Source organism: Xanthomonas cannabis pv. cannabis, assembly GCF_000802365.1.
GTDB lineage: Bacteria > Pseudomonadota > Gammaproteobacteria > Xanthomonadales > Xanthomonadaceae > Xanthomonas > Xanthomonas cannabis.
The window spans coordinates 17,919-44,505 of sequence record NZ_JSZE01000083.1 but is presented as its reverse complement, the minus strand read 5'-3'; the positions used below and the strand labels follow the sequence as shown (position 1 = coordinate 44,505).

Here is a 26,587-nt window from a genome sequence, read left to right as displayed (position 1 = left end):
GGGGATTGGGGATTGGGGATTCGTCAACACCAGCACAGCGGCGGTGCTGGCCTTCGATGTTGCGAATCCCCAATGCCCAATCCCCAATCCCGGCTTCAAAACGCCCAACGCACCCCGATCACGTACTGCCTCGGCACCCCGGGCGCCAGGAAGCGTGCCGGTCCGGTTTCCACCGGCGCGTCCTGCGGGCGGGCGAGTTCGCCGTCGGGGAACACGTCTTCGGCCACGGCGGCATAGGTGGCGTACTGGCGATCGAACAGGTTGTCGATGCGTGCGAAGACCGCTACCCGCGCGGTGACGGCCCAGCGCGCCTGCAGATCGACCAGCGCGTAGCCGGCGGTGCCAATGTCGATGCGTTCTGGCGCGGCCTCACCCTCCTGCGCGTTGTCGACCTGGCCATCTTCGTTGCCGCTGGCCACGCGCCCGGACACTGCACGCACGCCGGCGCCCAGTGTCAGCGCGTCGCGTTGCCAGTCCACCCCGAGCTTGAGCTGGTGCCTTGGCAGCGCGGCGATCCGTAAACCGGGCCGCAGGGTGATCACACGCTCGCCGGACAACAGTTCGCCGTCGCTGCGATAGGTGGCGTCCAGATAGCTGTACCCGGCCGACCACTGCCAAGCGCCGCTGCGCAGCGCCAGCGCGACATCGGCGCCCTGGTAGCGGGTACGGCCCACGTTGTCGAAGTAGCCCAGCTGGGTCTCCGGCGCGCGCAGGAACAGGATGTCGTCGCGATTGTCGGCGCGGTACACCGACACGGTGGCGTTGCTGTCGGCCGACGGCGCCCAGCGCGCGCCCAGTTCGTAGGTGCGCGACACGATCTGCTCCAGGCGCGGGTCGGCCTGCAGGCCGGTCGGCAGCCGGCATGGCTGGGTGGGGTCGGCGCAGCCCAGCTCGATCGCCGTGGGCGCACGCGTGTTCTGCGCGACCGAGCCGTACACCGTCAGCCCGGACTCCAGCCGGTGGGTGAGCCCCAGCGAGGGATTGGCCTTGGCATAGACGAAGCGCTCGCGCGGGCGGTCGCCGTCCTCTGCGGTGGACAGGATGTTGTCCACCACGACGCGGTTCCAGCGCACCGCCGCGGTGAGGTGGGTGGCAGCGTCCAGCTCCCAGGTATCGGCGACGAACGCGCCGAGCGTCTTGGAACTGCCGCGCACGCCGGAGAAGAACGCCCGCTCTGCAGCCGGATCGGCCACCACCGAACGGTCCGGTTGCACCCAGCCCTCGCGGGCGAACTGCCGATACCGCACATGGCCGCGGTCGAAGGTAACGCCGGTGGTGAGCGCGTGTGCGCCCCACTGCGTGCTCAGGTTGAGCGCAACGCCTTGTGCTTCCTGACGCATCTGGGTGGTATTGAGCGCGCCGGTGGGCAAGGCATCGGCATCGGCGCGCGCAACATCGCATTCGGCATCCAGCGCACGGCCATCGGCAGCGTAGCCGGAGGCGCATTCTTCCACGAACCCTTCGTAGTCTTCGCCGATATCGCCATTGACGGTGTCGCGACGACCCACGCGCGAATAGGCCAGCGCGTGCAACGCGGTGTCTTCGTCGAAACGGTGGTCCAGCTGCGCGGTCAGCAGCGTGTTGCGGTTGCGGGTGAGATCGGGCGAGGTGTACACCGAACGCCGATCGGCGCGGTACAAGCCAGGTGCCGGTCCTTCGTCGGTGTAGCGTGTATCGGGCAGCAGCCCGTTGCCGATCAGACGGCTGCGGCCATGCAGCAGCGACAGGCTCCAGTCGGTCTGCTCGCCCTGCCTGCCCAGCTTGCCGAACAGCGTGCCGAGCCGCCCCTCGGAGGCATCGCGCCAGCCATTTTCATCGAACCCGGTCACCGCCACAAAGCCATGCCAGCCATCGGCGCCAGCGACGCCGTAACTGGCATCCAGCCGCTTGCGCGCGCCGCTGCCGCTACTCACTTCGCCCTGCAACCCGGGCGCGGTCAGCCCGGACGCGGTGGACAGCACCACCGCGCCGCCGAGCGTATTCGGCCCGAACAAGGGGTTGGAACCGGGCATCAGCGTCACCGCAGTGATCGCCGATTCGGGCAGCATGTCCCAGCTGACGATGTCGGCAAACGGTTCGTTGACGCGCACGCCATCCAGATACACCGACACGCCTTGCGACGCGCCCGGCAAGGCGGAGGCGCGAAAGCCGTGGAAGGTGAGGTCGTTCTGGAACGCGCTGCCTTGCACGTCGTTGCCATCTACACCCACGAAGCGCCGCTGCAATAGATCGCTTAGGTTGTTGCTGCGCCCGCGCGACAGCTCGGCATTGGTCGCCGACTGCACCATGTACGGCAGTTGCGCCGCATCGATGGTGGTGCCGGGGATGGGCGTGGCGGTGACTTCGATACGGTCCAGCCAGGTCACCTGCGGGGTATCGTCGGCAAGGACGTTGCCGATCGTGCTACTGCACAGCAGCGCTGCGCAGGCGTAGGCCAAGCGATGTTTTCGTAGTGCATTGCATCGCTTTTGTGCAGCGCGAGGTCGCGGTGTCCTGCAATGAACCAGCACCTGGTGGGTCGACGTCATGTCGTCTCCTTCAATAAAGCACGATCGATTTGATGCCGCGCGCTGCGCGCAGATCCGCCAGCGCCTGATTGATGTCCTCCAGCGCCAGCCTGCGGGTGATCAGCGGTGCCAACTGGATGTCGCCCTGCAGATAGCGCTCGACGTAGCCGGGCAATTCGCTGCGCCCCTTCACCCCGCCGAATGCACTGCCGCGCCAGACCCGCCCGGTGACCAACTGCAACGGACGGGTGCTGATTTCCTGCGCGTCGTCGGCGACGCCAAGGATGACGCTCTCACCCCAGCCCTTGTGGCAGCACTCCAGCGCCGCGCGCATCGCCGCGACGTCGCCCACGCAGGCGAAACTGTGGTCGGCGCCGCCATCGGTGAGATCCACGATCACCTGCTGGATGGGTGCACCGTAGTCGCGCGGGTCCAGGCAATCGGTGGCGCCCAACACGCGCGCCAGTGCGAACTTGCCAGGGTCGATATCCACCGCGACGATGCGCCCGGCCTGCGCCAGCACCGCGCCCTGGATCACCGACAGGCCGATGCCGCCCAAGCCGAACACCGCCACGCAATCGCCGGGGCGTACATGCGCGCTGTTGAGCACCGCGCCCACCCCGGTGGTGACCGTGCAGCCCAGCAGGCAGACCTGGTCCAGCGGCGCGTCGGGGTGGATGCGTGCCACCGCAATCTCCGGCAGCACGGTGTATTGGGAAAACGTGCTGGTGCCCATGTGGTGCAGGATCGGCCGGCCGTTCAACGAGAACCGGCTGCTGCCATCGGGCATCAGGCCGCGTTCCTGGCTGCTGCGGATCGCCTGGCACAGGTTGGTGCGGCCGGAGCGGCAGAACTTGCACACGCCGCATTCGGGCATGTACAGCGGGATGACGTGATCGCCGGCGCGCACGCTGGTGACGCCGATGCCGACCTCTTCGACGATACCCGCGCCCTCCTGGCCCAGGATCGCCGGGAAGCTGCTCGCGCGGCCATGCACCAATGCATGCGCGTCGCCATGACAGACGCCGGTGGCGACCAGGCGCACCAGCACCTCGCCGGGACGCGGCGGCTGCAGGTCCACCTCCTCGATGGTCAGCGGCTGATGCGGACCCCAGGCCACCGCAGCGCGTGTCTTCATCCCGCCTCCCCGGCGCGCGTCGGCATGGCCGCCGCTCAGCGCGCGATGACCACGCCCCACGGCAGTTCGCCGACGGGGATCTGTTTGCGTTCGCGCAGGCTGGCGGTGTCGATCACGCTCACCGTGTTGGAGCGCCCGTTGGCCACGTAGAGCTTGTCGCCGGCCGGGGTGAGCGCCGGATTCCAGGGCCGCAGCCCGACCGGGATCTCGGCCACGCTGCGCCCGTTCTGCGTGTCGATCACGCTGACCGTGCCGGCGCCGCCGTTGGACGCGTACAGCCGCGTGCCATCGCCCGACAAGGCGACCCCGGCGGTGCGCACGCCGGCCGGCAGACTGGCGCGTCGGGTGCGGGTCTGCAGGTCGACCACGTCCACCACGTTGGCGGTCTCCTGCGCGATGTAGACGCTGCGCCCGTCCGGGGCGAACGCCATGCCGCGCGGATGCCCGCTGGTAGCTACCACGCCACGCGACCGATGCGTGGCCAGCTCGATCATGTCCATGTCGCTGGAACCCTCGTTGCTGGTGAGCAACCACTGCCCATCGGGCGTATATGCGCAGTGCTCCGGTGCCTGTCCACGCGTGGCGATCACCTGCTGCACGCGGAACTGCGCGGCATCGATCAGCATCACCTGGTTCTGCCCTTCCACGCACACGGCAAACTGCTTGCCATCGGGCGACAGCGCGATGCCTTCGGCGTTTTCGCCGATGTCGACCTGACGCAGCACCGCATCCCTGGCGGTGTCCAGTTCGATCAAGCGGTGGTGCTCGGCATCGATCAGGTACAGATGCCCCTGCGGGCCGGGCAACACCTGCTGCAAGCGCTTGCCGAGCTGGCCCTGCGCGCTGAGCGTGCGCACCACCGTGTCGGTGCCGGTGTCGATCACCGACACCGTGCCGCTGCGCTGATTGGGCACGTAGGCAACGACCGGTGCGGGTGCAGGCGAAGTTGCGGCGTCTACCGGAGCAGGCGGCGCACCGGCAGCCGCCGCCGGCACTGCCGCATCGCGCTGGCAGCCGGCCAAGGCCAGCAGTGCGCCCACCGCAACCGCGGTGCAGCGGCGCTGCCAGCTTGCGCACGCCGTTCGCAGCGGGCCATGCGTCATTGCGGCTTGCCTGCAGTCTTGTTGATCGAATGGATGAAGGCCAGCAGTTTTTCGGTGTCGCCCGGCTTGAGCACCGGTGCGAACGGCGGCATCTGGCCGACCACCTTTTCGTGCCCGATGCGGGTCTTGCCGTGGGTGATCATCGCGGCAGTGCCTTCGCTGATGAGCGCGCGCAAGGTGTCGTCGTCGCTGCCATACACCCAGATGTCGTTGGTCAGCGGCGGGCACATGCCGCCGCCACCGGTACCGCCATGGCAGGCATTGCAGCCAGCAGAGAAATAGATCTTCTTGCCTTCGGCCACCAGCTCCGGGGTGACCTTGACCTCGGGTCCCTTCGGAATCGGCGCCACGGTGGCCGGCGGTGCCGGCGGTGTGGCCGGATCGGGCGCCGGCCCGGCGGCAAGATTAGGCATTCCCGGCGCTGTGGCGGCCGGTGCTGGCGCTGTGGCGGCCGGTGCTGGCGCTGTGGCGGCTGGTGCTGGTGCTGGTGCGCCGGCGGCAGCGGCAGCGGGTGCCGCCGCATCCGGCGCCGGAGCAGGCGGCGGCGCTTCTTCCTTGCCGCATGCCGCCAGCACTGCACTGAGCAGCACGCCGCACAGTGCTGCGCGGACGGAACGATCGATACAACCCACGGTGGACTTGCGCATGAACGAACCTTTCTGATCGGAGGGAACGCCGCGCACCCCGTGCACGCGGCGGATGAAACGGTCAGCGTCTGGCAGGGCGCCTGGCCTCGTTGAGGAGCGAAGCCAGCGCGGTATCGCCGCGGTCCTGTGCCAATGTCGCGGCGGTCTTGCCATCGCGGTTGCGTGCCGCCGGGTCGGCACCGGCCGCCAGCAGACGCTTTGCGACGTCCTCGCGTCCGGCCGCTGCGGCCAGCATCAAGGCGGTGACACCGGCCTGATTGGCGCGCCCCACGTCGGCGTCGCGCGCGAGCAGCGCGTCGAGAATGGCCGGGTCATCGCGTGCCACTGCAAACATCACCGGCGTAAACCCAGTGGCGTTGGCGCGCCGTGCATTTGCGCCGGCAGCAAGCAGTGCCTGCACCACCTCGGCGTCGGCGTAGGACACCGCCAGATCCAGCGCGCTCCAGCCATCGCCGGACACGGTGTCCACCGGCGCGCGCTTGCGCAGCAGGCGGCTGACGCTGTCGGCATCGTTGGCCCAGGCTGCCTTCATCAAGGCGGTCCAGCCGCTGGCATCGCGCGCATCCAGCCGCGCACCGGCATCCAGCAGCAGACCGACCAGATCCGGTTCCTGGTTGCGGATGGCCTGATGCAGCGGCGGCTCGCCGAGCAGGTTGGGCGTGTTGGCGTCGGCACCGTGACGCAGCAACCAGGCCGCACGGAGCGCATCGCCGGCATCCAGCGCATGCGCCAGTTCCTGGTTGGGGTTGGCGCCGTCCGCGATGCGCAGCTGCAGCTGCGCCAGTTCCTGCGACGAGGCGGCAGGACTGCGCGCAGTCGATGCGGGGGCCGGTGTGGTGTAAGGCCCATGCGACGGCAGATCGCCAGCCACGATGCAGTCGCTGCAACGGACCAGCGGCACGTGATAAGCCTGCAGGATCTCGGCGATCTTTGCGGCGTTGTCCTGCAGTGCCTTGTTCAATGCATCGCGTAGCTGCGCGTTCTTGCGCGACACCGCCCACGCCATCGAATACTCCAGCACCGCATCGTCGATGGTGTTCAACGGCACCACGCCCAGCCCGCTGCGCGCCGCGTAATAGCCGGCCACCGGGCCCCAGGATTCGGCCGCATCCAGTGCATTGGCGGCCACCTGCTCCACCAGCTTGCCGGGATGTTCTTCCGGTGCGGTGGCCGAGTCGTAGAACAGGTACTGCACCTCACCGCTGACGCCGTGTTCGTACAGCGCCTGGCGCGCCGGCGAACTCTGGAACACGCCCAGCCGAAGCTTCTTCAGTGCGGGGTCGTCCAGCGAGGTCGGTACCAGGTTCAGGCCTTTGCGCGTCACCAGCACATAGGCCGAGCGATACACCGGGCGCGTGGTCAACCCCTGCTCGAAATCGCTGTTGAGGTCCATCAACAGATCGCAGCGACCCGCGTTGATCGTGCTGCGGGCCAGCCCGCGCTGGTAATAGGTGCGCCACTCGTATTCCAGCCGCCGGCCCATGGCAGCGGCCACCACCTGCGCAATCTTGTTCTGGAAGCCTTCGCCGGCCTGGTTGGACAGCGGCATGTTGCCCGGGTCTGCACACACCCGCAGCACCGTTGGATCGGGCGTGGGCGGCGGCGCAGACACCGACGCTGCAGTGGATGCCGGTGGCGCGGTGTGTGCCGGCGCCGCGGCCGGAACCGCACCGGAGTCAGAAACGCGAGCCGTCGGTGAAGACGGCTCGCGTGTGCAACCTGCGGCGACGAGTCCGAGGCTGCAAACCAGCAGCACCGTGTGCAGGTGCGCGGTCATGCCGCGCACGCCGGCAGGCATCTGCCGACATGCGCGTCCGACGCCGTGCGTGGAGCTCATCGTGCCGTCTTCGCGGCTGCGTTGGCGGTACCGCCGCCCCCGGCCGCTGCGGTGGCCGTCGTGGTGGTCGACACGGTCTTGCCGGCGCCATCCAGGCGGAAGGTATGCACCATGCCGCCGAGCGGAATCTTGTCGAAACCGGCCCCGAACGCCAGCCCGGCCGCACCCAGTGCGCCATACGGGTCACTCGGATCCAACCCCGCTGCGACCGGCAGGCCGATCCAGCCACCGATGCCGGAGAACACCGCCACATACTGGTGGCCGTTGGCCTTGTAGGCGATCGGGTTGCCGATGATGCCGGAGGGCAGCTTCATCTCCCACAGCTTCTTGCCGCTGTCCTTGTCCACCGCACGGAACCAGCCATCCAGCGTGCCGTAGAACACCAGCCCGCCATCGGTGACCAGGGTGCCACTCCACACCGGGAACTTTTCCTTGATCTCCCACTTGGATTTGCCTTCCACCACGTCGAACGCCTTGACGATGCCCAGCGCACCCGGCTCGTTCGGTTTCATCATCACGTTGGCGAACACGTACGGCAGGCCCATCATGGTATTGCCGCGCTCCTGCGGCTCCAGCTCCATGTGCCAGTTGTTGGTACCGCAGAAAAACACCGCCGCGTTGGCCGGATCCACCGAGCACGGTTGCTGGTCCTTGCCACCCATCGCCGACGGGAACGCCTGCACTTTCTTGCCGCGTTCCAGCGGCGAATGCGCCGCCACCTTGACCGGGCGGCCGGTCTTCATGTCGATGCGTTCGGCCCAGTTGGCCGGCACGAATTTATGCGCGCGCAACAACGTGCCGTCGCGACGATCGAGCACATAGGCAAACCCATTGCGATCGAACTGCACCACCGACGGAACCTGCTTGCCGTCGATGGTGAGGTCCACCAGGATCGGCTCGTTGATGCCGTCGTAATCCCACTGGTCGAACGGGGTCTTCTGATAGCCCCACACCGCTTCGCCGGTATCGATCTTGCGTGCGAACAAGGTCATCGACCACTTGTTGTCATGCTCGCCGTTGTTGCATTCCTCGTGCGTGGTCTTGCCGCAGCGGTACGACGGGCTCCACAGGCCGGGATTGCCGGTGCCGTAGTACACCAGCTTCAACTTCGGGTCGTAGCTGTACCAGCCCCAGGCCGCGCCGCCACCGCGCTTCCATTCGTCGTTGGGAAAGGTCTTCACCCCGAGATCGCCGAGCTGGCCATGCTGCGGATTGGCCTTGTTGAAATCCGGACCCAGGCAGATGGCCTTGTCGGTGCCGGCCGCATCGCAGGACCAGGCCTGCTTGCCATCGGACAGGTTGTAGGCGGCCACGCGCCCGAGCACGCCGAACTCGTTGCCGCTGATGCCGGCGACCACTTTGCCATCGGCGATGATCGGCGCCATGGTGATGGTTTCGCCCTTGTCCGGGTGCGCGAGTTTCTGCTTCCACACTTCCTTGCCGGTCTTGGCATCGAGCGCAATCACATCGCCGCTGAGGCTGCCAAACACCAGCTTGCCATCGGCATACGAGGCGCCGCGGTTGACCGTGTCGCAGCACGCCACCGCCACCGAGCGTTCGTCCTGTTGCGGGGTGTACTTCCACAGTACCTTGCCACCGTCGTCCTGCGCTGCGAGGTCGATGGCGAACACATTGTTCGGGTACGCACTGACCATGTACATGATGCTGCCGATCACCAGCGGCTGGCCTTCGTGGCCGCGCGTTGCGTCGGTTTTCATCTCCCACGACATCTTCAGATTCTTGACGTTGTCGCGATTGATCTCGGCCAACGGGCTATGCCGGGTGAGCGCGAAGTCGCGCCCCACGCCGCCCCAGTTGTCTGCATTGCTGGCGTTGGCCGTGAATTCGCCGTCGGTGTCGACCACGGCGGCGGCCGGCGTCGCGGCGGGTGCGGCGGCAGGTGCGGGCGGTGCGGTATCGGCAGCCGGCGTGTCTTTCTTGCAACCGGCCAACACGATGCTCAGCGCAAGCATCAGCAGCGCCGAGCTGCCGATGCGGCGACAGGAAGATTGGTGCATATGCGTCTACCCCTCTCGGTGAAGAATCCAATCGAACGAAGAGCCACGCGCGCTTGCTGCGCAGCGACGGCGCAAACGGGTGGGTACCGGGAGACGACAGAGCACAGCGCGTGCCAGCGTACTGTTGCGTCGCAGCACCTTGCAGTGGCAGCGCGTTGCGCACGCGTGGTTGCCGCAGCACACCAGGTGTCACGCATTTGGCACAGTTTGCGCCGGGCGTGCTGTCGCGCTGGTGGAGCACTGCGTGCGGTTGGGTGAAGGCGTGGCGCTCTTGCGGTGCCCAGGCACGTGCGCAGGATCGTTGGAAGGTGTTGTCTGCCTTCGCCCGCTGGGAGGCCAAGCACGATGAAGGATGAGGGCGGGCATTGGACGGTTGGAGACGTGCACTGCTCACGACGATGCACGCACCATGCAGCGTCTTTGCGCGATGCACTCAGGATGTGCCGAAGGCGCGAGGATGTGCCGATGGCGCCTGGGCCGTACCCTCACCCCAACCCCTCTCCCGCGGGGAGAGGGGCTAGCACCGTGCTGAGCGCTCTAGCACTTTGCTGAGCCCTGGAGCTTGCGCTTGTTGTGCTCACCAGCAGCAACGCTACCGCTTTCAATCACCGCATCAGACGCCTCCCTTCTCCCAACGGGAGAAGGTGCCCGAAGGGCGGATGAGGGTAGGTGTGCTGCAGGGATACAATGCAGTGCGTCTCAATCACCGCATCAGACGCCTCCCTTCTCCCACCGGGAGAAGGTGCCCGAAGGGCGGATGAGGGCGGGTGTGCTGCAGGGACGCAATGCAGTACGTTTCAATCACCGCATCAGACGCCTCCCTTCTCCCACCGGGAGAAGGTGCCCGAAGGGCGGATGAGGGCAGGTGTGCTGCAGGAACTCAATGTAGTGCGCGCTGTGCAGCACAGCGCTGCAAAACAGTGCCGCAGATTGACCGATCGCAGCCTGCCGAACCCATGTCGCAAGGCGCGCGACAGTGGATTGGCGAGCTGCGTCGGCGCGACATCGGGGCAACTCGCAACGCGCGAGCGCCACACGATATGCCGCCGTGCCAAGTGAAGACAGCGAAACTACTGACCAGCGCGGGCCTGCCAGTGCTGTAACAGGTCAGCGCAATCGCGCAGGCGCCAATCGGCCAGGCCAGGCCAGGGATCGCCCGGGGTATTGACCAGCACGGTGCCTGCGCCGGCGGCGCGGCCACAGGCCAGGTCGTTGTGATGGTCGCCGACCATCAGCAGTGCCGCGGCGCTCACTGCCCAGCGCCGCTGGAAGTGGCGCAGGCCATCGGGCGCGGGTTTGGGTGCCGCTTCGTCACGGCCGACGATGTCGTCCGGCGCAAAGGCATCGGCCAGACCGATCGCCTCCAATGTCACCTGCGCCAGGCTGCGTGCGTTGCGGGTCAGCAAGCCCAGCCGGCAGCCATCGGCCTGCAGCGCGCGCACCAGCTGCTGCGCACCGGGCGCAGGGCGTGCCGCCTCTGCCAGGACACGCTCGTGCTCCAGCAACCAGGCATGCTTGGCCTGCGACTCATTGGCCGGCAATGCAGCCAGGTGATGCAGGATGTCCGCGTCGGGCGGGATCTCCAGCGCGCGTCGGATCAATGCAAAATCGTGCACCGGCTCGGTCAGCGTGCCATCCATGTCGAACACCCAATGCCGGCACGCAGACAGCGGCAGGCGTGCGGCAATCGCGCCGTCCATGGGTTATTTCCAGCCCGGCATCTGGGTGGTGTCCAGCCCGCCCACCTCGAATTCCGCGGTCCGCGTGCCGCCGGCCTTGACCGGGAAGGCGATGTTGATGCGCTTGGCGTTGCGCACCAGCTTCCACAGTGCCTTGTCGTCGTCGATGAACATGGCGATCGCTTCATCGGTATCCGGTCGATGCGCCGCCATCGCGCGTGGTGCGCCGCCGTCGGTCGCAACCTGCACCTTGCAGCCAGCGTAGCAATTGAAGTCGCCGGCCTTGAGCACGAGATAGCTGTGGCGCTTCCACTGCGGATGATCGCGGAACACCAGGCTGACCGGCTTTGGCCCACTGCCATCCACATCCACGCGCTCCTTGGCCTCGATCATCGCCGAGCGCTGGGTGCCACCCTTGGCCGGCACCTGCGAGTACTGCCACAGCGCCTGCATGCGGCGCAGTTCGCGCGCCTGCTCGCCCTTGGCCTTGATGTCGGCATAGCCGGGCTCAATGCGTGTGGCGGCTGCAGTGCCGGCATAGCCTTCGAGCAAGGCGGCGCCGTGGGCGCGCGCCATGTCCCAGTTCTGCGCCTTCACCGCCTCGTCGTATTGCTTGGCAAGCGCATCGGCCTGGGTTTCCTTGGCCTGCGCCTGTGCAGTTTCCTGCGCCTTGCGTTGCGCCTCGCGGTCGGTGCAGGCAGTCAGGGCCGCGACGCACAGGGCCGCGCTCAGCAGATACTTCATCGTCGACTCCGGGGCGAATGCAGCCGTAACGATAGCAGCCTGTCCGCATGACCCGCGATCAACCGCGATTAACCGCCGCACACCGTAGGAGCACACCCGGGCGCGACGGGGGTTTCACCGGCAAAGCCCTGTCGCGCCCGGGTGCGCTCCTACGATGGTGGTTGCAGGCACGATGCCGCGATGGAGTGGCGGGCGAGCATGCACAACGGCGGGACTGCATCGTCGCTTCCGGAAGGCATGGACGGCAACGGCATGGCAACGGCATGGCAACGGCAACGGCAACGGTACCAGCCTGCCGCACCACCCGCGATCAGCTACCCCGCGTCGTAGGAGCGCACCCGGGCGCGACGGGGGTTTCACCGGGAAAGCCCTGTCGCGCCCGGGTGCGCTCCTACGAGGGTGGTTGCAGGCACGATGCGGCGATGGAAGCGACGGAGGGCGTCTGCGACGCCCTCCGCTGCCACTACGGCTGCGTCGGCGCAGCCGCCTTGGCCTTGGCGATCATCTCGGTCACCGACGCAGTGGTGATCGGGTGGTAACCCGGCTTGGCCTTTTCGAACGCCTGTTCGGCAAACGCAATGCCGTCCGGGGTCTTCAACAGTTCCGTATAGATCGGCAGCACCAGCTTGCGACGGCCGACGCGCTCGATGAACTCACCGGCGGCAGCGCGCGCGTCGGTGTAGCCGCTGCGGGTCGCCAGCGGATACCAGCGCATGGCGATCTCGCCATTGGGCGTGCCGGTGAAGTGATACGCCTCATCCAGCTGCTTGAGCTGCTCGGGCTTCAAGGTGGCACCCATGCCGCTGAGGAAATGCACCCACTCCTGCGTGCCCCATTCGCCGGTGACCTGCTTGCTGGGCAGCGTACCGCTACCGCTCCAGGCGATGCGTGCGGTGTCCACGATGGAGAAGCTGCGCGAGCGCGCCTTGGCCGCGAATGCCGGGATGCCCGGCTGCTTCAGCCAGGCATCCACCTCGGCGGCGCTCACCGTGTTGGGATGCTTGGCCAGCAGGTTCTTCTGCAGGTAATCGACAAACTGGTCGGTGGTGGCGCTCTGGAACGCGTGATCGTCGAACCAGCCACGCAGGAACGGGTCGAACACCTCGCGGCCGAAACGCTGCTCCAGGAACTGCAGGAACCACGCGCCCTTGACGTAGGCCACCTGGCTCAAAGCCTCGTCCGGGTCGCGCTGCGCCAGCGGCGGCAACTCCAGCACCTGGTCGGCCGGCGGCATGTCCTTTACTTCCGCCAGCAGATCGCCCTGGTCGATCTCGCGCTCCATCTCGGCCATCTCGGTGCCGTACAGCGCTTCGGTGATGCGGCCCTGCACGTAGGTAGTGAAGCCTTCGTTGAGCCAGATGTCCTTCCAGCTGGCATTAGTCACCAGGTTGCCCGACCAGCTGTGCGCCAATTCGTGCGCCACCAACGACACCAGCGACTTGTCGCCGACGATCACGGTGGGCGTGGCGAAGGTCAGGCGCGGATTTTCCATGCCACCGAACGGGAACGACGGCGGCAGCACCAGCATGTCGTAACGGCCCCAGCGATACGGGCCATAGAGTTTTTCCGCAGCACCGATCATCTTCTCGGTGTCTTCGAACTCCTTGGCAGCCTTGTCGGCCATCGCCGGTTCGGCCCACACGCCCGAGCGTGCGGAGATCGGCTTGAACACCACATCGCCGGCGGCGATTGCCAGCAGGTAGGACGGAATCGGCTCGGGCATCTTGAAGCTGTAATCGCCGTCGCGCGCGGCCTTGGGGTCGTTGTCGGCGCTCATCAGCACCATCACGTCCGGACGCGAGGTGACATGCGCGCTATAGGTGAAGCGCACACTCGGGGTGTCCTGCAGCGGTACCCAGCTGCGCGCGTGGATCGCCTGCGACTGGCTGAACATGAAAGGCAGCTGCTTGCCTTCGGTCATGGCCGGCTCCAGCCACTGCAGGCCCGAGGCGGTGGGCGCGGTGTGATAGGTGATCACGACCTTGCCCGGCTGGGTCGGCGCTTCGATGGTGAGTTTGCTGCCAAAGGTCCTGTCGGCCGGCGCCAGTGCGAATTGCAACGGCGACAGACCGCCCTTGCCATCGTCGGCCTGCACCTGCGCAATGCTCAGCTCGCGCGTGTCCAGCACCAGTTGCTTGGCGGCCTTGTCCTTCCACTGCAGCGTGTAGGTGGCGGTGCCCCCGATCTGCCTGGCATCGAAATCCAGCTTCAGGTCCAGCGCCAGGTCCTTGATGACCACCAGCTGCGGCTGGGCATAGGAGCTCTCGTCGTGGGTGCGGGCGTCTGCTTTCACGGGGGCCTTGGCAGTGGCGGCCGGTGCGGCGGTGGTGGCAGCCGGCGGCGTGGACTCATTGGAACAGCCGGCCAGTGCGAGGGACACGGCCAGGGACAGCGACAGGGAAGTGAAGCGCATCGACGGCACCGCAGCGAGGGAATTGGGCATTTTAGCGCTCCCGGCCACGGCCTGCCCGTGCCGCCGGGTGCGGGCGCGCAGCCGACGGCCAGCGCTTGCTCACGCCAGCGCTGCCGCGCCGTCGGTGCTCAGGTCACTGGATGACTGCGCGGGGTGTCGTGGCCATCGCGCACCAGCCGCCGCCCGCCGGAGAACTTGGCGCGGTACATCGCCGCATCCGCGCGCCGATACAGTTCGGTGGCGTCCAGCCCCTGTTCGCAGACCGCGCTGCCGGCGCTCAGATGCAGCGGCGCTTCATCGCCGTCTTCGCGTTCAAGCATCGACAGCCACTGATTGAGCTTGAGCGTGGCTTCGTCTTCGCTGGCATGCACGCCGATCAGAAATTCATCGCCGCCCCAGCGCCCGATCCAGTCCTGCGCGCCCAGCCAGCCATAGGCCGATTCCACCAGCCGCACCAGCACGCGGTCGCCGGCCAGATGCCCGAAGCGGTCGTTGATCGGCTTGAGGTTGTCCATATCCAGCACGAACAACACGAACGGCCAGCCTTCGCGCTGCGAGGCGGCGACCGAATCGCGCATGGCCTGTTCGCAACCGCGCCGGTTCAACGCTTCGGTCAGCGGGTCGAACAGCGCGTGCTTCCTGAGATCGCGCATGCCCGCGTCGATGCCACGCAGACTGCGGTTGATGCCGCGCAGCAGCCGGCCCAGTTCGTCGTCGCCATGCTCGGGCAGGCTGGGCAGACGTTGGTCGGCGTAGTAGGTGTCCAGCGCGTCGGCGGCGATGCGTAACGGGGCAAGCAGGCGATACAGCGCCGAGAGCGTCAGCGCGGTGCCTGCCAAGGTGGCCAGCAAGGCCACGATGACCACCGACCACAACGGGCGGCCTTCCAGCTCGCTCTGCGAGGCCAGCCAGGCGATCAACAACAGCAGCGGCAGGTGGATCCCGATGAAGGTCACCGCCAGCAACTTGGCGCTGAAGGAACGGGGAAACACGCGCGAGAGCCCGGCGTACAAGCGCATCCAACTCTCCGGCAAAGGGGCGCCTAGTGTCGCCGACAGTCAGTGGAGCCAACGCGACGAGCGTCCCAGAAATCCGCTGGTGCGCACACCTGTGCAAGCAGCCAGGGCGCGCCAAGCGAACCCAAGCGGCGCGAGCTCATCCAGGCTGCGGCGCGCGATGCGCGCGCCGCCTCGGCGGCCCGGCGCGCGTGGTCAGATCTTGTAGCCGGAGTGGATGGCCACGATGCCGCCAGTCAGATTCTTGTAATGGCAACGCGCGAATCCGGCCTCGCCCATCATGCCCTTGAGCGATTCCTGCGGCGGGTGCTTGCGGATGCTTTCGGCCAGGTACTGGTAGCTGTCGGCGTCGCGCGCGAACAGCTGGCCCAGCCTGGGCAGGATCTTGAACGAGTGGAAGTCGTAGATTGGCTTGAACCAGTCGGCGGTCACTTCGGAAAACTCCAGCACACGTGCCTGCCCGCCCACCTTCAACACGCGGTACATCTCGCGCAGTGCGGCGTCCTTGTCGGTGACGTTGCGCAGGCCGAAGGAGATGGTCACCAGGTCGAAACTCTGGTCCGGGAACGGCAGCGCTTCGGCGTTGCATTGCACGTAATCGAACCCGGACACCAGCCCGCGGTTGGTGAGCCGGTCGCGGCCCACCGACAGCATGCCGGCATTGATGTCGCCCAGCACCACCGCGCCTTCTTCGCCCACGCGCTCCTTGAGCAGCACGGCGATGTCGCCGGTACCGCCGGCCAGGTCCAGCACGCGGTCGCCCGGCTTCACCTGCGCGGTCGCCACGAAGTAGCGTTTCCATGCGCGATGGACGCCCAGGCTCATCAGGTCGTTCATCAGGTCGTAGTTGCGCGCGACCGAGGTGAACACTTCGCCGACCAGCTTCTGCTTGTCCTTGGCAGCGACATCGCGAAAGCCGAAATGGGTGGTACCGGAGGTATAGGGGGATTCGCTCATGGCCGGATTATCGCACTGCTGACGCCACCATGACCGCAACCGGACCACAATCGCGCACTCTTCCGCCCCTGCCTTGCGAGCATTGCGTGCGTGACAAGTACGCCCAGCGCGACTGGCAGCCCCACGAAAAGCCCACCCTGCCGGGCTCGGCCTCCACCCCGCTGCACCCCACCCGGCGCCGCATCCAGTACGGCCTGGTCGGCATGGTGGTGGCGCTGACCGGGGGCCTGAGCAATGCGCTGGTCACCGCCAACCTGCCCTACCTTCAGGGCGCGCTGGGCGCCTACGCCACCGAAATGGCCTGGCTGCCGGCCGCCTATGTGATGACCAACATGTCGGCGAACCTGTTGCTGGTGAAGTTTCGCCAGCAGTTCGGGCTGCGCCGCTTCACCGAGATCTTCCTGGCTCTGTATGCGGCCATCGCCCTGGCGCATCTGTTCGTGCACAGCCTGAGCTCGGCGATCACCGTGCGAGCCGCCCACGGCCTGGTCGGCGCCGCGCTCAGCTCGCTGGGCTTGTATTACGTGATCCAGGCGTTCCCGGGCAAATACCGGCTCAAGGCCGTGGTGCTGGGGCTGGGCGTCACCCAGCTGGCGTTGCCGCTGGCGCGGGTGTTTTCCACCGACCTGCTGGAATTTGGCCAGTGGCAGGGGCTGTATCTGTTCGAGTTCGGGCTGGCGGTGTTTGCGCTGGCCTGCGTGCTGGCGCTCAAGCTGCCGCCGGGCGACCGTTACCGGGTATTCGAGCCGCTGGATTTCCTCACCTTCAGCCTGTTCGCCGCCGGTGCGGCCGGTCTGGCGGCGGTGCTGTCGCTGGGCCGGCTGTTGTGGTGGACCAGTACGCCGTGGTTGGGCGTGGTGCTGGCGGCTTCGATCGTGCTGCTGTGCCTGGCAGCGTGGATCGAACATAACCGCCGCAACCCGATGATCAACACGCGCTGGCTGGCCAGCGCGGACATGCTGCGGCTGGGGCTGGCCATCCTGCTGATCCGCCTGGTGCTGTCGGAACAGAGCACCGGCGCGATCGGCTTCTTTCAGACCCTGGGCCTGGCCAACGTGCAGCTGCAGACGCTGTTTGCGCTGATGCTGCTGGGCGCGGTGGTGGGCGTGGCCGCCAGTGCGTGGCTGATCAACCCGGCGCGGGTTGCCGAACACCTGATCATCGCGGTGGCCGCCATCTGCATCGGCTGCTTCATGGACGCCGATGCCACCAGCCTCACCCGCCCCGAACAGATGTACGTCAGCCAATTCCTGCTCGCCTTCGGCAGCACGTTCTTCATCGGCCCGGCCATGGTGGCCGGGATCGGGCGGGTCATTGCGCAACCGGGCAACCTGATCAGCTTCATCGTGCTGTTCGGCATGGCACAGAACATGGGCGGGTTGCTCGGCAGCGCCCTGCTCGGCACCGTGCAGGTGGTACGCGAGAAATACCATTCCAGCCAGTTGGTCGAGCATCTGGTGCTGACCGACCCGCAAGTGGCCGCGCGCGTGCAGGCATACGCCAACGTCTACGGGCGCGCCATCGGCGACCCGGCGCTGCGCCAGGCGCAGGGCGTGCGTGCACTGGGCAGCGTGGCCACGCGCGAAGCCAATGTGCTGGCTTACAACGATGTGTTCCTGCTGATCGGCTGCATTGCCATCGCCACCGGGCTGTGGATCCTGTCCGTGCTGGTGTGGCGGCGTTATCTGCGCCCGTCCGTGCAGTCCCCTTCTCCTGCCTCCCCTGTGCGCCCATGAATACACCTGCCGAAGCTCCCTCTGTCGCCGATCAGCAACGCCGGCGCCGCCGGCGCATCACCGGCGCGCTTGGTTTTGGCGGGCTCGCCTTGATCGGCGTGGCGCTGGTGCTCTACTCCTGGCAGTTGCCGCCATTCGTCAGTGCCGTGGAGCGCACCGAAAATGCCATGGTGCATGGCCAGATCACGGTCATCGCGCCGCAGGTCAGCGGCTACGTCACTGACGTGCCGGTGCAGGACTTCGCCCACGTCAAACACGGCCAGTTGCTGGTCACCATCGACGACCGCATCTACGCCCAGCAACTCGAACAGGCCAGGGCGCAAGTGCAGACCGCGCAGGCCAACCTGGCCAACTGGGAGCAGCAACGGCATAGCGCCGAGGCCACCATTGCCGAACAACGTGCGGCGCTGAGCAGCAATCAGGCGCAGCGCGACCGTACCCGCTCGGCGTATGCGCGTACGCAACAGCTGGCCAGCCAGAAGCTGGTTTCCGAGCAGGACCGCGACACCGCCTTTGCCGCACGCGCGCAGGCCGATGCCCGCGTCAGCCAGGCCCGGGCTGCCGTGCAGGCAGCCGAAGAGAACGCGCGCAGCGTCACCGTCAATCGCGCCGCGCTGGAAGCGGCCGTTGCCAATGCACAGGCCGCCCTGCAGCTGGCGCAGATCAATCTGGACAATACCCGCATCGTGGCCCCGCGCGATGGCCAGCTTGGTCAGCTCGGCGTGCGCCAGGGCGCCTACGTCACCAACGGCACCCAACTGATGTCGCTGGTGCCGGACACGCTGTGGGTCGTGGCCAACTTCAAGGAAACCCAGATGGCAAAGATCCGCGTGGGCCAGCGCGCCAGCTTCACCGTGGACGCGCTGGACAACGCACGCCTGCAGGGTCGCGTGCAGGAGATCTCGCCGGCCGCCGGCTCGGAATTCAGCGTGCTGCCGGCCGATAACGCCACCGGCAACTTCGTCAAGATCGCCCAGCGCATTCCACTGCGGATCAGCGTCGACCCCGGCCAGGCGCTGGCACCGCGGCTGCGCCCGGGCATGTCGGTGGTGGTCGCGGTCGATACCGCCAGCGCAGGCGACTGAGCGCGGCTGCCGGCACCGCGCGTGCACAGGCACGGCGTGCGGACCCAGATGCGTGCACTGCAGTGCAGAGCGCTTCGGTCACCTGCGCAGCCACCACGCGCCGCGCCGTCACGCCGTCCGCAGGCGGAGCAGCCGCTATCATGCGCCCATGCCCTCCATACTAACGCCACCCCTGCTCTGGCAGCACCTGCGCTTTGCGCAACTGAGCACCGTGCAGTTGTATGCGCTGCTGCGGCTGCGCACGGATATCTTCGTGGTGGAACAGCAGTGCGCCTATCCCGAGCTGGATGGCAAGGACACCGAGCCCGGCGTGCTGCATGTGCTGGGCAGCACGCAGACCGGAGAGCTGGTCGCCTACCTGCGTGTGCTGCCGCCGGGGCTGAGTTACCCCGAGCCCAGCATCGGCCGCGTGGTCGTCGCCGGCGCACAGCGCGGCACCGGCCTGGCCCACGCGCTGCTACGCGAAGGCATCCGGCTGGTGCACGCGCACTGGCCCGGCAGCGCGATTCAACTGGGTGCGCAGGCCCACCTGCACGCCCTCTACGCCGCCCACGGATTTGTGCCCTCATCGGCGCAGTATCTGGAAGACGGCATTCCCCATCTCGACATGCTGCGCCCCGCCGGCGCGGCCACCCTGGAGTCCGCATGATCACCACCCCCGACTACCGCGCCCTGCTCGACACCGCCATTGCCGAAGCCCGCCAGGGCCTGGCCGAAGGCGGCATCCCGATTGGTGCAGCGCTGTATCACAACGACGGGCGCCTGCTCGGCTGCGGCCATAACCGCCGCGTGCAGGAAAACGACCCGTCCGTGCATGGCGAAACCGATGCCTTCCGCAAGGCCGGCCGCCAGCACCGCTACAAGGACACCATCATGGTCACCACCTTGGCGCCATGCTGGTACTGCAGCGGCTTGGTGCGCCAGTTCAACATCGGCACCGTGGTAGTCGGCGAGTCGGTCACCTTCCAGGGCGGCATCGCGTGGTTGCACGAGCACGGCGTCAACGTGATCGATCTGCAGAGCCAGGAATGTATCGATCTGCTCGGTGGCTATATTTCCGCCAACCCGGATGTGTGGAACGAGGACATCGGCGAGGACTGAGCGGTTTGCCGGATTTAGCGGGTTGGCTGTGCAGTGCAGGCGGCTGCCAAGGTGAAGGTCCTTTGCAGAGCCGATGATCTGAGCCTGCGTTGCAGGGAGTGATCTGCAACCTGGCTGCAGCGCCCTTGCCCGCCCACCATCGCAGGACACGCCGCAAGTACGTCCATGTAGGCGCCGGCGCGGCATCCATGCCGCTCAGGGTCCCGCGATGGTGGGCAGGCAAGGACCAGTCGAGATGGTCGGTCTGCATGGATTTCAACAGCGACTAGCAAGCTGCGACGCGGTGTCTTTGCCTTTCAACAAAACCACCAGCCAACTGTCTGGCGTGGTGTCCTCGCCGGTTGCGGGACCGTGTGGCGGCATGGATGCCGCCACCGAGCCTACAGGGATGGATTCACGGCGTGTCCCGCAAGCGGTGAGGGCATCGCGCCCTCGACGCTGCGAGTGTGCTGCAGGGCCCTTGCCCGCCCACCATCGCGGGACACGCCGCAAGTACGTCCATGTAGGCTCCGGCGCGGCATCCATGCCGCTCAGGGTCCCGCGACGGTGGGCGGGCAAGGACCAGTCGAGATGATCGGTCTGCATGGATTTCAACAGCGACTAGCAAGCTGCGACGCGGTGTCTTTGGCCTTTCAACAAAACCACCAGCCAACTGTCTGGCGTGGTGTCCTCGCCGGTTGCGGGACCGTGTGGCGGCATGGATGCCGCCACCGGGCCTTCAGGGATGGATTCACGGCGTGTCCCGCGAGCGGTGAGGGCGCCGCGCCCTCGACCGACTCGGCCTTTGACTGCATCTGCCAGCATGCATCGTCCTGCGATGCGTTTCTGCCGCGCTTGCACTGCATTTCACGCCAGATGCCATACGCGCATTGCATTTGGCATCTGCGCGCAGCTGCGCTGTGATCAGAGGATGTAGCGGCTCAGGTCCGGATCCTGCACCAGCTCGCCGAGCTGCGCATCGACATAGGCCGCATCGACGGTGACGCTCTGCCCGTCACGGTCCGGCGCCTCGTAACTCAGCACATCGAGCAGACGCTCCAGCACCGTGTGCAGGCGGCGCGCGCCGATGTTTTCCTGCCGCTCGTTGACCTGTGCAGCGATCTCCGCCAGGCGCTCCACCGCATCGGCGCCGAAGGTCAAGCGCACACCCTCGGTCTGCAGCAGGGCTTCGTACTGCTTGATCAACGCCGCCTTGGGCTCGGTGAGGATGCGCACGAAATCGGCCTTGGTCAGCGCGGTCAATTCCACGCGAATCGGGAAGCGGCCCTGCAGCTCCGGAATCAGATCGCTGGGCTTGGCCAGGTGAAACGCACCTGATGCAATGAACAGGATGTGGTCGGTCTTGACCGTGCCGTACTTGGTGGACACGTTGGAGCCTTCCACCAGCGGCAGCAGATCGCGCTGCACGCCTTCGCGGCTGACATCGCCGCCGTTGGAGCCGGCTTCGCCACGCTTGGCCACCTTGTCGATCTCATCGATGAACACGATGCCATGCTGCTCGCAGGCTTCGATCGCCGCGGTGCGCACATCGTCCTCGTTCACCAGCTTGCCGGCTTCTTCCTCGATCAACAGCGGACGCGCGGCCTTGATGGTGAGCTTGCGCTTCTGCGACTTGCCGCCACCGATGTTGGCGAACATCTGCCGCAACTGCTGGCCCATTTCTTCCATGCCCGGCGGGGTCATGATGTCCATGCTGGCATTGACGGCCACTTCCAGCTCGATCTCGCGCTCGTCCAGCTCTCCGTTGCGCAACATGCGGCGGAACTTGATGCGGGTTTCGTTGTCCTGCGACGACGGCTCGTTGCGCGCCGCTTCCGGGTCGAACCCGATGCCGGCCGCACGGCGCGGCAGCAGCGCATCCAGGATGCGATCCTCGGCGCGTTCCTCGGCCTGGTTGCGCACGCGCACCTTGGCCTGCTCGCGATACAGCTTGACCGAGGTGTCGGCCAGGTCGCGGATGATCTGCTCCACGTCCTTGCCCACATAACCCACCTCGGTAAAGCGCGTGGCTTCGACCTTGACGAACGGTGCGTTGGCCAGTGTTGCAAGACGTCGTGCAATCTCGGTCTTGCCGACACCGGTCGGGCCGATCATCAGGATGTTCTTGGGCATCACCTCGTTGCGCAGTTCTTCCGGCAACTGCATGCGGCGCCAGCGGTTACGCAGCGCGATGGCAACCGCGCGCTTGGCGTCGTGCTGGCCAACGATATGACGATCGAGCTCCTGCACGATTTCGCGCGGAGTCATGGTTGAAGTCTCGGGATTTGGCATTGGGGATTGGGGATTCGTAGAAGCGGAGTAGGAACGGTCGATAGGTATCCGGGCGCAGGGAAAGGAGCGCTATTGCGAATCCCCAATCCCCACTCCCGAATCACAGCTCTTCAACCACCACGTTGCGATTGGTATAGATACAGATATCGCCGGCGATGTTGATCGCTTCGGTGGCGATGGTCTTGGCATCCAGTTCGGTATGCGTCAGCAGCGCGCGTGCGGCCGACAGGGCGTAAGAACCGCCGGAACCGATGGCGATGATGCCGTCTTCCGGTTCGATCACATCACCGGTGCCGCTGATGATCAGCGAAGTCTCCTTGTCGGCCACCGCAAGCAACGCTTCGAGCTTGCCGAGGCGGCGCTCGGTGCGCCAGTCCTTGGCCAGTTCCACCGCGGCGCGGGTCAGCTGACCGTGCTTGTCGAGCTTGGCTTCAAACAGCTCGAACAGGGTGAAGGCATCGGCGGCCGCACCGGCAAAGCCCGCCAGCACCTGACCTTCGCGGCCGAGACGGCGCACCTTGCGCGCGTTGCCCTTCATGACCGTATGGCCGAGCGTAACTTGACCATCGCCCGCGACGGCGACATGCCCACCACGCCGAACCGAAATGATGGTGGTGGCGTGAACGATGTTGGGGTTCTGGCTGGGATCCATGGGTCCTCCGGGGGTTTCCAAAGAGGTGGGGACGCCCCTGCCGGGTTCAAGCGCGCTGCGACGAAGCGACGCGGGCACGCGACATGGAGAAGCCTCGCGACACGGCGATCGACTGCCTCAACCGGACGCGCGCCGCACTCGGTCCGAAAGCAAACAGTGAGGCCATGCCAACGCGCTAGCCACCTAGCCCCTCTCCCACCGGGAGAGAGGCCTTGAGCCCCTTCTTCAGAACGCGCCCGCCGCCGCTAGTGGACGGCTCGCCGTTGCATTAGCCAGATCAGTTCCATCAGCCAATCATGCAGCGATGTCGCTGACATCACACACCCCAGCGCTCACTCAGTCGCTTTCTTACGCTTCGCACGCGGATGCGCGGCGTCGTAGACCTTGGCCAGGTGCTGGAAATCCAGATGCGTATAGATCTGCGTGGTGGCGATGTCCGAATGCCCGAGCAATTCCTGCACACCGCGCAGATCGCCGGACGATTCGAGGATGTGGCTGGCGAAACTATGCCGCAGCATATGCGGGTGCACGTCCTTGAACATGCCCTGGCGCACCGCCAGTTGCTTGATGCGGATCTGCACCGCGCGTTGCGAGATCGCGCCGCCCGCGCGGCCGGGGAAGACGTGCGTGTCCGCACGGCCGCCGCTGTCGCGCTGCCACGCGCGCAATGCAGCAATCGCATGCGAACCCACCGGTACCAGCCGCTGCTTGCCGCCCTTGCCCAGCACCATCACCAATGCGCTGGCCAGATCCAGATCGCGCCAACGCAACGCGCAGAGTTCGCTCAGGCGCAGCCCGGACGAATAGAACAGCTCCAGCAGCGCACGGTCGCGCAGGCCCAGCGGTGCATCGGTGGGAACTTCGACCAGCCGCACCGCCTCGTCGGCGTCGAGCACCTGCGGCAACTTGCGCGGCGCCTTGGGCGCGCGCAACGCCGCCGCCGGGCTGGCCGCGATCCGGCCATGCTTGAGCAACCACGCGTAATAACTGCGGCAGGCGGACAAGCGCCGCTGCAGGCTCTTGGCCGACAGGCCGCGCCGATGCTCGGCCGCCACGAACTGCCGCAGCTGCGCGCTATCCAGCTGCGCAACCTCCACAGGCGCGCCGTCGCCGTGCTGCTCGGCCGCCCAGCTCAGCAAGGCCGCAAGATCGCGCCGGTAGGCATCCAGCGTATGTGCCGAGACCTGGCGTTCGACCTGCAGGTACGACAGGAAGGCATCCACCGACGAAGACACTTCAGCCACCCCGTTGCCGCGCCATCGACGCTGCGTTGCGCCGCAACCGCAACGCAATGCGGCGCGCGACCGGCATCACGCGTCGAAACGCTGCAGCGCCACGCCGAGCGACTCGCCCATCATGCGCAGGAACAACGTGCCCATGCCGGGATAGAACCGGTTGGCATCGCTACTGCCGACAGCGATCAGGCCGATGCCCGGCAACGGCAGTAACGCCGTGGATTGCACCTCGCCCGCCTGGTCGGCATACAGCAGCGCATGCTTGTCGGCCTGCAGGCGGCCGCAGATCGGCTCGCCATCACTCAGGCAATCGCGAAACGGGGCCAGCCGCGCATCGTCGGCGGCGATGACCTGCAGCCAGTCTGCCTCCAGCGCAGCAACCGGCTTGAGCAATACCAGCCGCACCAGTTCGCCGTTGAAATCTTCCGCCAGCGAGGCCGCCATTGCCTTGAGCGTGTCGGCTGCGCTGGTCTGGCGCATCAACGCCAGCGTCAACTGGTGCGTGCGTACCGCCAGCCGCTCGTTGATCTGCGCATTGCTGCCCAGCTCGTGCAGCCGTCGCGACAGCTCGCGGTTCTTGTCGCGCAGCACTTCCAGCTGATAGGTCGCCAGCGAGGCAGTGGGGCCTTCGTCGCGCGGCACCAGCAGGCTCACGGCCAGATCCGGGAACTGCTTGAGGAAGGTGGGATGGCGACGCAACCACGTTGCGACCTCGTGCGCACCGAACTTGTCCGTGTTGTCGCTCATCAGTTCCATTCTCCATCGAAGACGAACACGGCCGGGCCGGACATCACCACCTCGTCCTGATCGCCGGGCCATCGAATGCGCAGCTCGCCGCCGGGCAGTGATACACGCACGTCGCGCTCCACGCGGCCGCGCTGCATCAGCACCACCGCCGCGGCACATGCCCCGCTTCCGCAGGCCAGCGTTTCGCCCACGCCGCGTTCGAATACGCGCAACCGCACATGCGTGGGGTCCACCACCTGCGCAAAGCCGACGTTGACCGAATCGGGGAAGGCAGCGTTCTGCTGCAACAAGCTGCCCAGGCGCTCCACCGGTGCGGCATCCACGCGCCCGACCTCCAGCACGGCGTGCGGATTGCCCATCGAGACCGCGCCAAAGCGCACCGTCTCACCGTGCACCGGCAACGCATATTCCTCACGCGCATGTGCAAACCCTGCCAGGGGGATGCGGGTCGGCTCGAACTGCGGCACGCCCATGGCCACCGCGTAGGTGCCGGCATCCATGCGTTCGACCGCGTGCGCGGTGACCGGGCTGTCGATGACGAAGCGCTCACCCTGGGCGGTGCCGTCACGCACCAGCCAGGCCGCGACGCAGCGCGCGCCGTTGCCGCATTGGCGCGCCGGCGAGCCATCGGAATTCCAGATGCCATAGGCCGCCACGGCGCCGTCGCTGCGCGGGGCCTCGATGGTCAGGATCTGGTCGCAGCCCACACCGAAATGCCGGTCGGCCAGCCGCGCCGCCAATGCGGCGTCCGGGGGGGGCGCCCCGTCGCGCAGATCCAGCACCACGAAATCGTTGCCGGCGCCATGCATCTTGGTGAAACGCAGACGCGCGCTGCGACCGTCAGCGCTCATTGCCGCTGCTAGCGGGCTGGTCGGTGGTGGGGGCGGGCGTGGGCTCGGTCTGCACCGGCGCAGATGCCGGCGTCGACTCATCCAGCGGTTGCGGCGCATCCGGCGGCTGCGGCACCGGCTGGGCTTCCACCGGCACCGGCTTCTGCGGCATCACCAGCGGGCCCTTGTTGCCGCAGGCGGCAAGCAGGACAAAGGTCGCACCAACCAGTGCGAGACGAACAGACGGTCGGGACATGATGCTCATGGACCGGAGTATAGCCAGAACACCCTGACTGCCGTGTGCGCTCACTGCGGTGCCGGCATCGTCCGCGGCGGCGGCTCCGGACGCAGCCATAGCCAGATCGCCACCACCACCATGCTGCCGATCGACAGGCATTTCACCCAGAACACCGGCACGCACCACAGCATGATCCCGGCGCACACCGTCATGGTCAGCGTCGCCATCCACTTGGCCTTGCGGCTGACCGCGCGATAGGTCTGCCATTCCACGATCGCCGGCCCGAAGCGGGGATGCGACAGCAACCACGCATGCAGGCGCTCGGAGCCACGCGACGCCGCCCAGGCAGAGATCAGGATAAACACGGTGGTCGGCAACCCGGGCACGAAGATGCCGACGATGCCGGTGGCCAGGCTGGCGTAGGCCAGCAACCACCAGGCCCAGCGGAATCGGTTCGGTCGCGTCATGGCCAAATGATACGACCACAGCGGGCCACGGTCTCTCCAGCGCAGCCAAGGCGCGCGTCCTGCCTGTCCCCACCCGAGGTGCCGGCGCATCGCATTGAATCGCGCCAGCGCCTTCCGGCCACACGGCCCGACGCGCGCCAGGCCGAGCGCTGCCAGCGCTACCGTC

General features: G+C 66.9%; 22 protein-coding genes. 4 read left to right on the top strand and 18 right to left on the bottom strand.

The genetic code is table 11. From position 1 onward, the window contains the following. Nucleotides 1-95: 95 nt before the first annotated feature. From OZ10_RS14415 to ubiE, 11 genes are all read right to left on the bottom strand, one after another. Nucleotides 96-2,528, bottom strand: a complete 2,433-nt coding sequence (locus OZ10_RS14415; RefSeq protein ID WP_081419549.1) for a TonB-dependent receptor — start codon at nt 2,526-2,528, stop codon at nt 96-98. A 10-nt stretch (nt 2,529-2,538) separates the two neighbouring features. Next, entirely contained in the window at nt 2,539-3,645 is a 1,107-nt protein-coding gene (locus tag OZ10_RS14410; protein WP_039565545.1) for an S-(hydroxymethyl)glutathione dehydrogenase/class III alcohol dehydrogenase, read from the bottom strand. A gap of 35 nt (nt 3,646-3,680) precedes the next feature. Continuing rightward, a complete protein-coding gene (locus OZ10_RS14405; RefSeq protein WP_039565552.1) occupies nt 3,681-4,733 on the bottom strand; it encodes a beta-propeller fold lactonase family protein in 1,053 nt (350 codons plus the stop codon). A gap of 11 nt (nt 4,734-4,744) precedes the next feature. After that, nucleotides 4,745-5,431: a c-type cytochrome gene (locus tag OZ10_RS14400; protein ID WP_039565543.1), complete on the bottom strand. Its 687-nt coding sequence runs from the start codon at nt 5,429-5,431 to the stop codon at nt 4,745-4,747. A gap of 25 nt (nt 5,432-5,456) precedes the next feature. Beyond that, a complete protein-coding gene (locus OZ10_RS14395; RefSeq protein ID WP_068873841.1) occupies nt 5,457-7,232 on the bottom strand; it encodes a quinoprotein dehydrogenase-associated putative ABC transporter substrate-binding protein in 1,776 nt (591 codons plus the stop codon). After that, nucleotides 7,229-9,250: a methanol/ethanol family PQQ-dependent dehydrogenase gene (locus OZ10_RS14390; protein ID WP_081419546.1), complete on the bottom strand. Its 2,022-nt coding sequence runs from the start codon at nt 9,248-9,250 to the stop codon at nt 7,229-7,231. The genes OZ10_RS14395 and OZ10_RS14390 overlap by 4 nt, the downstream gene beginning before the upstream one ends. 1,070 nt (nt 9,251-10,320) lie before the next feature. After that, nucleotides 10,321-10,950: an HAD family hydrolase gene (locus OZ10_RS14385; RefSeq protein WP_039565539.1), complete on the bottom strand. Its 630-nt coding sequence runs from the start codon at nt 10,948-10,950 to the stop codon at nt 10,321-10,323. Between the two features lie 3 nt (nt 10,951-10,953). Beyond that, a complete protein-coding gene (locus OZ10_RS14380; RefSeq protein WP_039413107.1) occupies nt 10,954-11,673 on the bottom strand; it encodes a hypothetical protein in 720 nt (239 codons plus the stop codon). Nucleotides 11,674-12,136: 463 nt separating this feature from the next. Further along, a complete protein-coding gene (locus OZ10_RS14375; protein WP_202903019.1) occupies nt 12,137-14,086 on the bottom strand; it encodes a M1 family metallopeptidase in 1,950 nt (649 codons plus the stop codon). A 128-nt stretch (nt 14,087-14,214) separates the two neighbouring features. Beyond that, nucleotides 14,215-15,105, bottom strand: coding sequence for a GGDEF domain-containing protein (locus OZ10_RS14370; RefSeq protein WP_039413103.1), 891 nt, complete (start codon nt 15,103-15,105; stop codon nt 14,215-14,217). A gap of 192 nt (nt 15,106-15,297) precedes the next feature. Continuing rightward, the gene (gene ubiE, locus OZ10_RS14365) at nt 15,298-16,059 is read right to left on the bottom strand and encodes a bifunctional demethylmenaquinone methyltransferase/2-methoxy-6-polyprenyl-1,4-benzoquinol methylase UbiE (protein WP_039413099.1); all 762 of its coding nucleotides are present in this window, start codon (nt 16,057-16,059) and stop codon (nt 15,298-15,300) included. Nucleotides 16,060-16,145: 86 nt separating this feature from the next. Here ubiE and OZ10_RS14360 point away from each other — a divergent pair, with 86 nt between their 5' ends. The 4 genes from OZ10_RS14360 to OZ10_RS14345 all read left to right on the top strand — a co-directional run bounded on the left by OZ10_RS14360 (nt 16,146) and on the right by OZ10_RS14345 (nt 19,981). Continuing rightward, nucleotides 16,146-17,795, top strand: a complete 1,650-nt coding sequence (locus tag OZ10_RS14360; protein ID WP_039413096.1) for an MFS transporter — start codon at nt 16,146-16,148, stop codon at nt 17,793-17,795. After that, entirely contained in the window at nt 17,792-18,880 is a 1,089-nt protein-coding gene (locus OZ10_RS14355; RefSeq protein WP_039565535.1) for an HlyD family secretion protein, read from the top strand. The genes OZ10_RS14360 and OZ10_RS14355 overlap by 4 nt, the downstream gene beginning before the upstream one ends. Before the next feature lie 148 nt (nt 18,881-19,028). Beyond that, on the top strand, nt 19,029-19,529 hold the full coding sequence (locus OZ10_RS14350; RefSeq protein ID WP_039413090.1) for a GNAT family N-acetyltransferase: 501 nt from the start codon (nt 19,029-19,031) through the stop codon (nt 19,527-19,529). Continuing rightward, nucleotides 19,526-19,981: a nucleoside deaminase gene (locus OZ10_RS14345; protein ID WP_039413088.1), complete on the top strand. Its 456-nt coding sequence runs from the start codon at nt 19,526-19,528 to the stop codon at nt 19,979-19,981. Before OZ10_RS14350 ends, OZ10_RS14345 begins: the two co-directional genes overlap by 4 nt. Nucleotides 19,982-20,884: 903 nt before the next feature. Here OZ10_RS14345 and hslU read toward each other — a convergent pair. The 7 genes from hslU to OZ10_RS14310 form a co-directional block, all read right to left on the bottom strand. Next, a complete protein-coding gene (gene hslU, locus OZ10_RS14340; RefSeq protein WP_039413085.1) occupies nt 20,885-22,252 on the bottom strand; it encodes an ATP-dependent protease ATPase subunit HslU in 1,368 nt (455 codons plus the stop codon). A gap of 100 nt (nt 22,253-22,352) precedes the next feature. Next, nucleotides 22,353-22,904, bottom strand: coding sequence for an ATP-dependent protease subunit HslV (gene hslV, locus OZ10_RS14335; protein ID WP_039413082.1), 552 nt, complete (start codon nt 22,902-22,904; stop codon nt 22,353-22,355). Between the two features lie 332 nt (nt 22,905-23,236). Then, entirely contained in the window at nt 23,237-24,139 is a 903-nt protein-coding gene (gene xerC / locus OZ10_RS14330; RefSeq protein ID WP_039565547.1) for a tyrosine recombinase XerC, read from the bottom strand. A 75-nt stretch (nt 24,140-24,214) separates the two neighbouring features. Further along, on the bottom strand, nt 24,215-24,886 hold the full coding sequence (locus OZ10_RS14325; protein ID WP_039414862.1) for a DUF484 family protein: 672 nt from the start codon (nt 24,884-24,886) through the stop codon (nt 24,215-24,217). Next, on the bottom strand, nt 24,886-25,737 hold the full coding sequence (dapF, locus tag OZ10_RS14320; protein WP_039414843.1) for a diaminopimelate epimerase: 852 nt from the start codon (nt 25,735-25,737) through the stop codon (nt 24,886-24,888). The genes OZ10_RS14325 and dapF overlap by 1 nt, the downstream gene beginning before the upstream one ends. Continuing rightward, the gene (lptM, locus tag OZ10_RS14315) at nt 25,727-25,981 is read right to left on the bottom strand and encodes an LPS translocon maturation chaperone LptM (protein WP_039414846.1); all 255 of its coding nucleotides are present in this window, start codon (nt 25,979-25,981) and stop codon (nt 25,727-25,729) included. The genes dapF and lptM overlap by 11 nt, the downstream gene beginning before the upstream one ends. 41 nt (nt 25,982-26,022) lie before the next feature. Continuing rightward, a complete protein-coding gene (locus OZ10_RS14310) occupies nt 26,023-26,421 on the bottom strand; it encodes a YbaN family protein (protein WP_039565531.1) in 399 nt (132 codons plus the stop codon). Nucleotides 26,422-26,587 lie beyond the last annotated feature (166 nt).